9 protein-coding genes are annotated in these 13,760 nt (G+C 46.5%); 6 read left to right on the plus strand and 3 right to left on the minus strand.

Features of this window, described 5'->3' with window-relative positions:
* The first annotated feature begins 79 nt into the window (after positions 1-79).
* A complete protein-coding gene (locus AC3CH4_RS14345) occupies positions 80-709 on the plus strand; it encodes a response regulator transcription factor (protein WP_004729724.1) in 630 nt (209 codons plus the stop codon).
* Here the strand turns inward: AC3CH4_RS14345 and AC3CH4_RS14350 are convergent.
* Positions 706-2,457: a potassium/proton antiporter gene (locus AC3CH4_RS14350; protein WP_488543073.1), complete on the minus strand. Its 1,752-nt coding sequence runs from the start codon at positions 2,455-2,457 to the stop codon at positions 706-708. The two genes, AC3CH4_RS14345 and AC3CH4_RS14350, sit on opposite strands and share 4 nt — an antisense overlap.
* A gap of 426 nt (positions 2,458-2,883) precedes the next feature.
* Here AC3CH4_RS14350 and AC3CH4_RS14355 point away from each other — a divergent pair, with 426 nt between their 5' ends.
* The 4 genes from AC3CH4_RS14355 to AC3CH4_RS14370 all read left to right on the plus strand — a co-directional run bounded on the left by AC3CH4_RS14355 (position 2,884) and on the right by AC3CH4_RS14370 (position 6,860).
* Positions 2,884-3,150, plus strand: a complete 267-nt coding sequence (locus AC3CH4_RS14355; protein ID WP_004729726.1) for a DUF4212 domain-containing protein — start codon at positions 2,884-2,886, stop codon at positions 3,148-3,150.
* 10 nt (positions 3,151-3,160) lie between these two features.
* Positions 3,161-4,864 (plus strand): sodium:solute symporter family protein, encoded by a 1,704-nt coding sequence (locus tag AC3CH4_RS14360; RefSeq protein WP_054548240.1) that lies wholly within the window; start codon positions 3,161-3,163, stop codon positions 4,862-4,864.
* Positions 4,865-5,078: 214 nt separating this feature from the next.
* Positions 5,079-5,462 carry a hypothetical protein gene (locus tag AC3CH4_RS14365; protein WP_171316664.1) on the plus strand — a complete coding sequence of 128 codons (384 nt, stop codon included), beginning with the start codon at positions 5,079-5,081 and terminating at the stop codon, positions 5,460-5,462.
* Between the two features lie 12 nt (positions 5,463-5,474).
* Positions 5,475-6,860: a class II fumarate hydratase gene (locus AC3CH4_RS14370; RefSeq protein WP_171316688.1), complete on the plus strand. Its 1,386-nt coding sequence runs from the start codon at positions 5,475-5,477 to the stop codon at positions 6,858-6,860.
* A gap of 101 nt (positions 6,861-6,961) precedes the next feature.
* Here the strand turns inward: AC3CH4_RS14370 and AC3CH4_RS14375 are convergent, their stop codons facing one another.
* Positions 6,962-10,393 (minus strand): hybrid sensor histidine kinase/response regulator, encoded by a 3,432-nt coding sequence (locus tag AC3CH4_RS14375; RefSeq protein ID WP_162838729.1) that lies wholly within the window; start codon positions 10,391-10,393, stop codon positions 6,962-6,964.
* 110 nt (positions 10,394-10,503) lie between these two features.
* Positions 10,504-11,694: a 3-phenylpropionate MFS transporter gene (locus tag AC3CH4_RS14380; protein WP_488543074.1), complete on the minus strand. Its 1,191-nt coding sequence runs from the start codon at positions 11,692-11,694 to the stop codon at positions 10,504-10,506.
* A gap of 232 nt (positions 11,695-11,926) precedes the next feature.
* Between AC3CH4_RS14380 and AC3CH4_RS14385 the strand changes: the two genes are divergently transcribed.
* The gene (locus AC3CH4_RS14385; RefSeq protein WP_171316702.1) at positions 11,927-13,759 is read left to right on the plus strand and encodes a DUF294 nucleotidyltransferase-like domain-containing protein; all 1,833 of its coding nucleotides are present in this window, start codon (positions 11,927-11,929) and stop codon (positions 13,757-13,759) included.
* Position 13,760: the final 1 nt, after the last annotated feature.

Raw genomic sequence — 13,760 nt, forward strand, 5'->3', positions numbered from 1 at the left:
TTTTAATGCATAGATATTGTCCACATACTCAATCAGGATGATAATAAATATTAACTAAATTGTTAAAAGTATGAACGTCATGGACTCGACCTATACCATCATCATTGCTGATGACCACCCTCTCTTTCGCAACGCCCTGTTTCAGTCAGTTCATATGGCGATCAGCGGTGCGAACCTGCTTGAGGCTGATTCCCTCGATGCCTTACTGACTCTGCTAAAGAAAGAAGATGAACCAGACCTGTTGCTTCTCGACCTTAAAATGCCGGGTGCTAATGGGATGTCTGGCTTAATTCAACTGCGTGCTGAATATCCAGATTTACCGATTGTAGTGATCTCTGCCAGTGAGGATGCCAGCGTCGTAACTCAAGTAAAGAGCCACGGTGCCTTTGGCTTTATTCCTAAGTCGAGTGATATGCGTGAATTGGTCAGCGCACTCAATCAAGTGCTGAATGGCGACCCGTTCTTCCCTGAAGGGCTGATCACCAACAATGCAGCCTGTAGCGACCTTGCGGAAAAACTTTCCACATTGACGCCTCAACAATACAAGGTGTTAGGAATGCTATCGGACGGTCTGCTGAACAAGCAAATCGCGTATGAATTGAATGTTTCGGAAGCGACCATCAAGGCACATATGACAGCCATCTTCCGTAAACTGGATGTGAAAAACCGAACTCAAGCAGTTATCTTGCTACAAGAAATCCACAATTAAGCTTCGTTTACATCCTCTTCTAAAGTCGTCTTAGGCAAACATAAACCCAGCTTGACGACTTTATGATCATCTATATCTGCCACCACCCAAGTGATGTCATGCCACTCAAAGCTATCGCCTAATACCGGGTGTGCCCCAAGCTCTTGATCAACCAATTGTTTTAGCGTCATTTCTCGCTCCTCTTCCGAGCCAAGTTCAATACCATAACAATCGCTTACCGCAGCGACCGATAACCCAACTTCTAAGAAGAAGTCACCAAAGAATCGAGCGGCTTCTTCTGCCAAAGGCGCCTCACTGAACAGCTCACTTAGGCTATTTAGATCTTTATCTTGACCAAGTACACAGAGAATATCGTTCGCCTCTAATATGGTACTGCCCGATGGGTGAAGCAAGGCATCTTGTCGAAACAGTGCGGTGATGCGCGTCCCTTCAGGCATCGATAAACGCTTGAGCGGTTCACCGACACACCACTTTTCCTCTTTCAGCTTGTAGACAAACATCTCCCACTCACTGGTCGGGTAAATCTCAATGCCGGTACGAGAAATCGGTGTCGGTGTTGGTGGTAAGGTCACTTTAGCGAGTCTCGCGACTTTCATTAAACTGCCGCCCTGAACAATCAGCGAAACCATAACCACGAAGAAGGCGATATTGAAATACAGCTGAGCATTTGGCAGGCCAGCCATCATCGGGAAAACCGCCAAAATGATCGGAACTGCACCACGTAAACCGACCCAAGAGACAAACCAGCGCTCCTTGGTGGTAAAGCTTCTGAACGGCAGCAAACCCAACCAAACCGACACTGGACGAGCAAACAAAATCATACCGAAAGCCAGTGCTAACGCAGGAAGTGCAATATCCATTAAGGTCGATGGCGTAACCAATAGCCCCAACACCAAGAACATCACGATCTGGCTTAGCCACGTCATGCCATCAAGAACATTAAGAATAGAGTGTCGAGAGCGAGTTGGACGATTACCAATGAATAGACCGACTAGGTAAATCGATAAGATGCCACTACCACCAAGCATGTTAGAGAACGCAAACAGAGCCACGCCCCCACTGAGTACCAGAATGGAATAAAGGCCATCAGCCAGCTGTACTCGATTGATTAAGCTCCATAGAACCCAGCCGCCGCCGATACCAACAAGAGTACCGATACCAAACTGCATCGCAAAACTTTGCAGTAGGAAGTTCATTCCCATCTCTGCGTCAGGGTTACCTAACAGCGCAATTAAGGTCACCGTCAGGAAGACTGCCATTGGGTCGTTAGTGCCTGATTCGATCTCTAGAGTTGAACCCACACGCTCATTGAGACTCTGCCCTTTCAGCAAAGAGAATACCGCTGCTGCATCGGTTGAACCAACAATCGCCCCGACCAAGATGCCCTGCATTAATGACAAGTCAAACAGCCAAGCCGCCATTAATCCGGTTAAGGTTGCTGTACATGCGACACCTATCGTCGCCAGCGAGAGCGAAGGCCAGAAAGCGACCTTGAAGCTCGCCACCTTGGTTCGCATACCGCCATCCAACAGAATCACAGCAAGCGCAAGGTTACTCACCAAGTAAGTCAGTGAGTAATCATCGAAATGAATATTACCGGGTCCATCTTCACCCGCTAACATACCAACGAACAAAAAGATCAAAAGAATAGGAACGCCCAATCGAGAGGACACTTGTGAGAAAAGCACGCTGATGGCGATGAGTACGGCACCAGTCAAGAATAAGTGGTTAATGGTTATTGCGTCCAATTCGTTCCCCCAAAGAATAAAATCCGAGCTTTAAGCCTGTTGATCTTCTGCCGTTTAGCAAGGCACGGTCGGTGAAAGTGCCTTAGTTACTATAACAAACTTATGTTTCGCTTCGTGTCATAAGCAGAGCTAAATACCGTTTCTCGGTCATTTAGTTGTTAAATTTTATGACTCGCAGTCTAATTCATCCCTTTTTGTTAGACCTTTGGCTAATTTAACAATACTGTAACATCACATTTTTCTATGGTTATGTCTCCTAGCTCCCATATTTCAGTACATTAGCGCTAATACCATCCCGACTAAAGTTGCACAGATCCCTTGACTTATCCTTGCTACATTCTAAATCGTAACATTACGTTAACACGCTATTTTACAAAACGGTTTCACAAAAACGGTTTCTACGAAAACGGAATAAAGGAGAAGGCAATGGCGTTCGAATCTACGGAACATGCTCAAGCCTACTGGAAGGAAAACTTGGGAATAATGGGAACACTACTCGCAATATGGTTTGTGGTGTCTTACGGCGCTGGCATCTTATTTGTGGATGTCCTCAATACCATTCAATTTGGCGGATTTAAGCTAGGTTTTTGGTTCGCTCAACAAGGTTCAATTTATACCTTCGTGGCGTTGATATTTATTTACGTTGTTCGCATGAATAAGCTGGACAAAAAATACAACGTACAGGAAGACTAGAGGCTAGAACATGGATATTCAAACTTGGACGTTTATTCTCGTCGGTATTACTTTCGCAGTCTATATCGGCATCGCAATCTGGGCTCGCGCTGGAACAACGAGTGAATTCTACGTTGCTGGCGGCGGCGTACACCCAGTAGCAAACGGCATGGCAACCGCCGCTGACTGGATGTCGGCAGCATCATTCATCTCAATGGCAGGTATCATCTCATTCGTTGGTTACGACGGTGCGGTTTACCTAATGGGTTGGACAGGTGGTTATGTACTACTTGCGCTATGTTTAGCACCTTACCTACGTAAGTTCGGTCAGTTTACGGTTCCTGATTTCATCGGTGAGCGTTACTACTCGAAAACAGCACGTATGGTAGCGGTATTCTGTGCAATCTTCGTATCATTTACGTACGTTGCAGGCCAGATGCGTGGTGTTGGCGTTGTATTCTCTCGTTTCCTAGAAGTTGATATTAACCTAGGCATCATCATTGGTATGGGTATTGTGTTCTTCTACGCAGTGCTTGGTGGCATGAAAGGCATCACTTATACGCAGGTAGCTCAATTCTGTGTCCTCATTTTCGCCTTCCTTGTTCCAGCAATCTTTACCTCAATCATGATGACGGGTAACCCACTTCCACAAGTTGGTATGGGTTCAACGCTATCAGGTACAGATGTATACCTACTTGATAAATTGGATGGACTAACAGAAGAACTCGGATTTACCGCCTATACCGAAGGTAACAAGAGCATGGTAGATGTATTCTTCATCTGTGCAGCTCTAATGGTCGGTACTGCAGGTCTTCCACACGTAATCATTCGTTTCTTCACAGTACCAAAAGTACGTGATGCTCGTATCTCAGCAGGTTGGGCACTACTGTTCATCTCATTGCTATACACAACAGCACCCGGCGTTGCAGCGTTCGCTCGTGTAAACATGATTGAAACAATCAACGGCCCAGACATGCAAGGTGTCGCAGCAGCAGACGCACCAAGCTGGTATAAAAACTGGGAAAGCACTGGCCTAGTAGGTTGGGAAGATAAGAACGGCGATGGCAAAATGTTCTACTCGGGCGATGAACGCAACGAGATGAAGATTAACCGTGACATCATCGTACTGGCTTCTCCAGAGCTAGCAAAACTACCAAACTGGGTTGTAGCACTACTTGCAGCCGGTGGCCTAGCAGCCGCACTATCAACAGCCGCAGGTCTACTATTGGTAATCTCAACGTCGATTTCACATGACTTGTTGAAGAAAGGCTTTAGACCAAACATGACCGACAAGCAGGAGCTATTAGCCGCTCGTTTGGCAGCGATGGTCGCGATTGTCGGTGCTGGTTACTTAGGTATTAATCCACCAGGTTTCGTAGCTCAGGTAGTAGCGTTTGCCTTCGGCTTAGCCGCAGCATCCTTCTTCCCTGCCATCATCCTAGGTATCTTCTACAAGAAGATGAACAAGGAAGGCGCTATTGCAGGTATGTTGTCAGGTATTGCCTTCACAGCAAGCTACATCATCTACTTCAAGTTCATTAACCCAGCAGCAAGCACACCGGAAAATTGGTGGTTTGGTATCAGCCCAGAAGGCATCGGTACGCTAGGTATGTGTCTAAACTTTGTAGTATCAATTGCAGTGAACAAAGTGACCGCTGAAGTTCCTGAAGATGTACAAGAGATGGTTGAGTCTATCCGTTATCCTAAAGGTGCTGGTGAAGCTCACGACCACTAAGAAGCTCGCGACTTAGTGACTAGGATAATAAGCACTTAGAAAATGAATCAGTACTTACATTGTAGGGATTAGGTACTGACTCAAGAAAGCCGATACTTTATGTATCGGCTTTTTCTTTTTCCCTGCCATTTTATAAAAAGACTAAAGAAAGGGTTGTTTTTAAATTCTCATTTGATAATAATTATTATTAACATCCATTAAAGAGATGCAAATAATGATGAAAGAACAGCAGGGTCTCTATTCAAGATTTTACAAAGCACAAGATCGCTTTGCTTCATTAGAGCAAGTTCAAGGTAACGAACCGTTTGTGATTCGAGACTATATCGAATGCGCACTCACGCTGTCGGCTTACTATGAAAAGCATGCCGCTCAAGAAAATATCTTGTTGTGTGAACTGTACCTGCGCCAAGTTTTCTTTCATTTAATTGAAGCGATTGAGTCTCCTGACCACAGTTTCGCCTTTCGTCATATCTGCCTAGACTCTATTCACTCTCCACTATTTTATTTAAAACGCCACTACCGCCAGCAACCGCACGGCCAAGCGCGTTTTTTGAATATCAGCCAGACACTACAACAAGTCCAAGCCCCACTTGGCTAACAAGGATAGAACATGACCCAAGAATTTCGGATTGAGAAAGACAGCATGGGCGAAGTTAAAGTTCCTGCCGATGCGCTATACCAGGCACAAACTCAACGTGCCGCGGACAACTTCGCGTTTAGTTCGCATAAGATGCCAACCAGCTTTATTCAAGCACTGGCGTTAATTAAGCAAGCCGCCGCCGATACCAACGCTCAATTAGGCTTATTAGAAGGTGATATTGCCAACGCAATTGCCGAAGCAAGCCAAGAGATCATTGAGGGTAAACACCTCGAGCAATTCCCTATTGATGTCTATCAGACGGGCTCTGGCACTAGCTCCAACATGAATGCTAACGAAGTGATTGCTACACTCGCTTCAAGAAGCCTGCAAGGCGACGTGAACCCCAATGATCACGTCAACATGGGTCAAAGCAGTAACGATGTCGTGCCAACGGCGATCCAAATAAGCGTTGCTTTGATGACAGAAAACAAATTGTTGCCTGCATTAGCTCACCTTTCTGCAGCACTTACCGTTAAACAGCAAGAGCTTGCTGAGGTAGTAAAAACAGGTCGTACTCACCTAATGGATGCGATGCCGATTACCTTTGCTCAAGAGCTTGGTGGTTGGAAGTTCCAGATTGAACACGCCAAGCAAGCCATTGAAAGCAGTTTGCCAGCAATCAAGGCGCTTGCTCAAGGTGGCACAGCGGTAGGTACGGGCATCAATGCCGACCCACGCTTTGCCGATAAGTTTGCGAGTAACCTGTCTCAATCGACAAAGATCAGTTTTACCTCGAGTGAAAACTTCTTTTTTAACCTCAGCAGTCAAGACGCGATCGTTGCGTTTTCTGGTCAGCTTAAAACTGCAGCAGTTGCGATCCTCAAGATCTCAAACGATCTTCGCTGGATGAACTCAGGTCCGCTGGCTGGCTTAGGGGAAATTGAGTTACAAGCGCTGCAACCGGGCTCGTCTATCATGCCAGGAAAGGTCAACCCTGTGATTCCAGAGGCTGCAGCCATGGCGGCGGCGCAAGTGATTGGTAATGACACCACGATCACGATTGCTGGCCAATCGGGTAACTTCCAATTGAATGTGATGCTGCCGGTTATTGCTCATAACGTTCTAGAAAGCATAGAGTTGTTAGCAAACAGCTCAGTCGCACTGGCTGATAAAGCAATAGCTACCTTCACGGTGCGCCAAGACAATCTCGACTTGGCGCTGTCAAAGAACCCAATTCTCGTGACAGCCCTAAACCCTGTAATTGGTTACCTCAAAGCGGCGGATATTGCCAAGAAGGCCTACAAAGAAGGCTTACCGATTCTTGATGTGGCAGAAAGAGAAACCGACCTTAGTCGAGAAGAACTCAGCAAGCTGCTTGATCCAACCACACTGACACAGGGTGGTATTGCTGGTTAGCTATTTATCTATTTATCTAGTTAAAAAGCGAATAGGCATTAACAATCCTTACTGAAACAAAAAAGGCCTCATCCGAGGCCTTTTCTACATCCGTTCATTAATTAGCTCACCCGATTTAAGACCGCTCTGAGTTTTAGCGGCTTGACGGGTTTAGCGATAAAGCTGAAGCTATTGGCTTTTATCGCTGCCAGCATGTCATCGGTTCTATCAGCACTGATGATGACCCCTTCAAAAGAATCCCCAAGACGTAAACGACACTGCTGCAGGACTTCGAGTCCGGTTCGACCATTATCCAAACGATAATCAGAGAAAATCACATCAGGCTGCCAACCATCATCTAGGCACTTCAAGCTTTCAACTAGATCAACGGCTGTCTTAACCTCACAACCCCAACGACCAATCAAGTTCTCCATTCCGACTAAAATCTCTCGTTCATTATCGACACACAATATTTTCAAGTGCTCGATATCACTGGTCGCCATTGGCGTCGAAGCTTGTACAACCGGAGCCACCTTTTCAGCTCTCGCTAAGGTGATGGAAAAGACACTGCCTTGACCCGGCCATGAACGCATCGATATTTGATGACCAAGCACATGGGCAATACCTTTGGAGATGGCTAATCCTAGCCCTAACCCCTGATCAGCACGCACTTGGCTACCACGAGTAAATTCTTCGAAGATCTCTTGTTGCTTGTCTTCATCGATACCGGTTCCATTATCCCACACATCGATTCGCACCTGACCATTCACTCGTCTCACACCGAGGACCACTTTGCCCTCAGGGTTATAGCGGAACGCATTAGTCAAAAAGTTCTGAATCACTCGTCTTAATAATTTAGGGTCAGAATGAATGAACAATGACGATGGGATCATTTGAAACTGGATTTTTTGTTGTATCGCTAAAGCGCTAAATTCCGCATTCAAATTGGTTAGTACATCATGCACGGCAATCGCATGAATGTTGGTTTCTAACTTGCCGGATTCCAAGCGCGAGATATCCAACAAATCACCAATCAGATCTTCAGCCGCACCAAGGGCACTCTCGATGTGAGATGAAAGCTGTTTGACCTCTTGTTCTTTGGCGACCTCAGATAGCGAAGAAGCAAACAAACGAGCAGCATTTAATGGCTGCATCAAATCGTGACTCACAGCCGCAAGAAAACGACTCTTGGATTGTGATTCTTGATCCGAAATCTGAGTTGCTTTTACCAAGCGATGGTTAAGCTTCTCGAGTTCTTGAGTTCGTTCATGCACTCTCGATTCCAAGCTTTCGTTAGCATCTTTTAGCGCTTGCTCAGCTTGTCGGAATACCGTGATGTCGGTAAAGCTCATCACAAAGCCACCACTTGGCATCGGGTTACCTTGCACTTCAATGACTCGACCATCAGGACGAATACGAGAAGAAGTATGTCGGGTGCCTTGTTCAAGGTGATAAACACGGCGGCGAACGTGATCTTCCGGGTCGCCAGGACCACACAAACCTTGCTCAGCATTATGACGAATCACATCTGAAATGGGTCGACCAACCTGAATCAAGCCAGCAGGGAACTCAAACAGTTCTAAGTAACGTTGATTCCACGCCACCAGCCTCATTTGTTTGTCGATTACTGCAATACCTTGGCCAATATGTTCAATCGCACCTTGCAGTAAACCACGACTGAAGTCGTACAGCTCAGAGGCTTCATCAACGATAGTCGCAACCTCTTCAAGCTGCATGTTTCTGCCTTGTAAAGCAGAAGTGAGTACTAACTTAGCAGACGAAGCACCAAACACCCCAGCAAGCACGCGCTCTGCGTGTCGAATCAGACTCGCAGGTGCTTGTTGATTGGGAAGTAACGGCTGACCGTGTTGCTGCCAATAGCTGTGTAAGGCGCTTTTCGCTCGCTTGCGACCCACAAAACGCGATGCCAACATCTCTAATTCTGCGACTGTCACACGGTTCTGATAGAGGCTGATGTTCTCATTTTCAGGCAGTGGTGTACCAACAAATGCTGCCGATTGTAAGCGCTCACTTAGGCTTGGTCTGGTCGTCATCGAGACCACGGCATAGCACAAGGTATTGAGTAAAATACTCAGCACTATGCCCCAATTTGAGCTGCTAACATCCCAACTTCTCAGCAGTTCTGGCGGCGTGATAATCCACAGCAGTAAGTTACTTTCGCTATCGCCCGCTAGCATGCTGGTTTGACTCATCAGGGTAATCAGCCAGATCACCGAACCGACAAGCAAACCGACATAAACACCCTTACGGTTTCCGGGACGCCAGTACAATCCACCAATTAATGCAGGAGCGAACTGAGCAATCGCAGCAAAAGAAAGAAAGCCAATAGCCGACAATGAATGGATAGTATCGAGGGCCTGATAAAACAACCAAGCACCAAGTAACAGCAGCAAAATTAACCCGCGTCGAATCACCAGTAACAGGCCAGAAAAATGTCGATGTGTTCTTTGGGTTAGACGCATACGGCGCAGCAGCAATGGCATCACTAAATCATTCGAAACCATGATCGCTAATGCGATGGTCGATACAATCACCATGCCACTCGCCGCCGAAGTACCTCCGAGGAATGCTAACAAAGCAATGTGATTAGCACCTTCTGCCATTGGCACACTGATAACGTAAGTATCAGCCGGCATGTCAGTGAGCAACCCTTGTCCTGCCCAAGCAATTGGCAGCACGAACAGTCCCATCAAAATCAGGTAAAGCGGAAACAGCCAGCGAGCAGTATGCAGATCTTGAGGACGTTCGTTCTCAACCACCATGGTGTGGAATTGGCGCGGCAGACAGACAATCGCCAACATGGTTAAAACGGTATGAATAATTAAGGTCGGAATATTCGGCGATTCGTAGGTGGAAGCCGCCACATCAAGTAAGTCAATTTTGTCACTGCTCACCGCAAGGTACATGATGAACAAGCCAACAATCAAAAATGCCGCGAGCTTAACGATGGATTCAAACGCTACAGCCATCATCATGCCACGGTGGTGTTCAGTGTTATCGATGTGTCGCGTGCCAAACAACATGGTAAAAATGGCCAATGCACCTACCACAAACCAAGAGACGTGATAGTCCTGATAACCAAAATCAGTGGCTAGGTTTGGCGCAACAATATCTAAGCCCATGGTAATACCGCGCAATTGCAGGGCGATATAAGGAAGAATGCCAACCACAGCGATAATGGTCACCGCCACCGCTAAGCCTTGAGATTTTCCATAACGAGCCGCGATAAAGTCGGCAATAGAGGTGATGTGTTCACGCTTGGCGATGAGGATCAGCCGAGCTAAGATCCGCCACCCCAACGTGAAAACTAAAATAGGGGCGAGGTAGATGGGTAAGAATGACCAAGGATTGTTACTGGCCTGCCCGACCGTGCCATAGAAGGTCCAAGAAGTACAATACACCGCAATAGAAAGGCTATATATCCATGGACGCCAGCGTGATAGCCAACGAACTTGCCTGTCTCCATACCAAGCGATCAAAAACAACACGCCCAAATAGGCTAAAGAGACTGGAATTACTATCCATCCTTGCATTAAAAACCCTTTTTCATCCATAAAAAAACCTCTCCATAAGGGAGAGGTTTCATTTAACTAGGGAAGTGCGTTTAACTCAATCGCATCGCTTAAATTCTGTGCTTTAGGCTTTAATTCTGAGCATCAGATTGAGCTGAGGCTGCTTGATTAACCTCAACCACTGAGCTTCTTTCATCGACCTTAATAAACAAGGCAAGTGCTCCCATTGCGGCCATACCCCAGAAGATATTGGCACCCCAAAGCTCATATCCCCAACCACTTAAGGTGGTCATCAGTGCAATAAATGCACCCAATGGAATCGCATTATAGAGAGCTTGTAGCGCAACCATCTTGTTCTGTTCTTCAGATTGGATGTATTGAATCGCTGCGATGTGTGCCATAGCAAACGTCACACCATGCAGCAGTTGCACCATAACCAGTGCGAAAATCGCTGTGGTAGAAGCGGTAATACCCCAACGAGCCATCACCCCAATTGCCGCTACCACGAACAGAGTACGCAGTGACCAACCAGAGAATAAGCGCTTACTTAACGCAAATACGGCCACCTCAGCGACAACACCAAGGCTCCACAAATAACCGATGATCGCTTCTGAGTGACCGGCTTCTTTCCAATAAATTGCACTAAAGCTGTAGTAAGCCGCATGGCTACCTTGCAATAGTGCCATCAATGCAAGAAATTTCACCACTGACGACTCGCGCAGTAACTCACCTAGTTTTGGTCGCACCGCTTGTTGCTCAGATTGTGTTACTGGCATCACATTGGGGTTTCTCATCGCAAGAATCAACGACAACAACACACCAGCAAGCGCAGTATACAAAATCATGTCAGTGCCGAATTCAGCCACTAGATAACCAACCACGGTTGAACCCGCGATAAAAGCAACCGAACCCCAAAGGCGAGTTCGGCCGTAGTCGAGCATCTTAAGACGACTGTAATGGTTAGCCATTGCGTCAGAAAGAGGAATGATCGGCCCACAACACAGGTTAAACAGTACCGTTGCCAGCAACATCAGTATAAAACTGCCACCGGTGAAAAAGTGGAAGCCTACAAACAACAGCGCGGCGAAACTCAAACAGCGTAAAGCTGGCATCAAGTGTTCAACTTTATGGATACGTGGCGTAATCACTAGGTTGGCCACACAACGCGTCGCAAAACCGATACCAATTAATACACCAATATCACCAGCAGACACGCCTTGGTCTTCAAACCACAGCGCCCAAAATGGCAAGTACACGCCATACGCAAAAAAGAAACCAAGAAAATACTGAGAGATCCAGCCATAGGGTGAAGGGCTAAACATAAATAACCTATAAAGTGTGCGGAAAAAGGCAGCACCAATTATGCCTATCTCGCATACGATGAAAAAGGGAATTATTACTGGGATGCTATTCCTATATTCAATTTACTTGGATATCGCATTTCAACGAGATATCTCAGGCTCATCGATACCCATACTCTCATTTAGACTAAAGTCGTCTGGAGCTTCGCTGGTATTTTGTCAGACTGATTAAAGACTCCCATTTCTTCTTGTGATGCTTATGCCTGACAAATTTAATATGCAGCACCCACCCTTCGATAGCCTGTCCGACACCGAACAGTTGAAGCTGCGCTCTTCATTAGACGTGGTGTATTACCGCTCTCAAGAAGTAATACTGGAAGCCGATAGGCCGAGCCGACACCTGCACATTTTGATCAAAGGAGCGGTTGAAGAGCGTGCGAGCAGTGATGGCGAGATTTACGCACACTATGCCAATGACGATATTTTTGATGTGCGCAGCCAATTTGAACCTCACACCAAACACCAATATATCGCGCTCGAAGATACATTAAGTTATCTGCTACCCACTGATATTTTTCTCGAGCTTTACCACGCCAATGGCCAATTCGCTGCCTACTTTGATAGTAACCTATCAACACGTAAAGCGCTGATCGAAGCCGCCCAACAACAGCAGAATCTAGCCGAGTTCATATTGACCAAAGTGGATGACTCTATCTATCACCCACCACTGATACTTGAACCGAACCAACCTATCAACCAAGTTACTCAAACCCTTAAAGAACGAGGGTTGGACTCAGCTCTCGTTCATTTGGAACATGATGATCCAAAAGCTTTTGGATCATCATGTTCCTTACCGTATGGAATCGTCACTCGAACCAATTTATTGCATGCTGTGATGCTCGATAATTTCCCACTGGATGCGCCCGTCGGCAAGATCGCGACGTTTCCGGTGATGCACGTAAATCAAGGCGACTTCTTGTTTAACGCCATGATTACCATGACCAGAAATCGGGTAAAAAGGTTGATGGTTTGTGATGGTCTAAATGCGGTTGGCATGGTGGACATGACACAGATCCTCAGTGCATTCTCCACTCACTCTCACGTTCTTACTTTGCGTATTGCGCGAGCCACCAGCATTGAAGAGTTGTCAATGGCCTCTAACAAACAGCGTCAACTGGTCGAGAGCTTGCTCAGTAACGGGATTCGCACACGCTTTATCATGGAGCTGATTTCTGCTGTTAATGAACAGATCATAGAGAAGGCTTTTGAGTTGGTGATCCCACCTGCACTGCATAATCATTGCTGCCTAATCGTGTTGGGTTCCGAAGGCCGTGGAGAACAAATTCTCAAAACCGATCAAGACAACGCGCTAATAATTCAAGATGGCTTGGAGTGGCATCAATGCCAAAGTGCCATGAACGATCTCACCCACACACTGCAGCAATTGGGCTATCCACTGTGCCCGGGCAATGTGATGGTCAACAACCCGAAATGGGTACATTCAGAAAAAGAGTGGAAACAAACGCTCACCCGTTGGGTAAGAAAAGCCACGCCAGACACCGTGATGGATATTGCTATCATGGCGGATGCACACGCCGTTGCGGGTAACAGAGAGTTATTAAAACCAGTAAAACAACACCTCAGTGATTTGATGCTAGGACAAGAATTGATTCTGACTGAATTCTGCCGCCCTGCTCTGAACTTCTCGGTTCCCCTCACCCTGTTTGGTAATGTAAAAAAATCCAAATCAGGGCTCGATATCAAACAAGGCGGCATTTTCCCTATCGTGCATGGTGTGAGAGCACTTTGTCTTGAGCATGGCGTCACGGTCAACAACACCTTCGAACGCATTGAGCAACTGGTCAGCAAGAAGGTATTAGAGCAAAGCACCGCAGACAATCTCAGTGAAGCTCTCAAACAATTCTTTAAGTGGCGCTTAGCCCAAAGGCTTTCTCAGCAGCACAGCAGCAACAAGATCAACGTCAAACTGATGGAGCGAGCAGACAGAGATCTGCTTCGTCATAGCTTACATGTGGTGAAGAAATTCAAGCAATGGCTAGGTTACCACTATCAGATAAGAGATTAGG

It is taken from the genome of Vibrio sp. QJM3NY_26 (assembly GCF_057786005.1).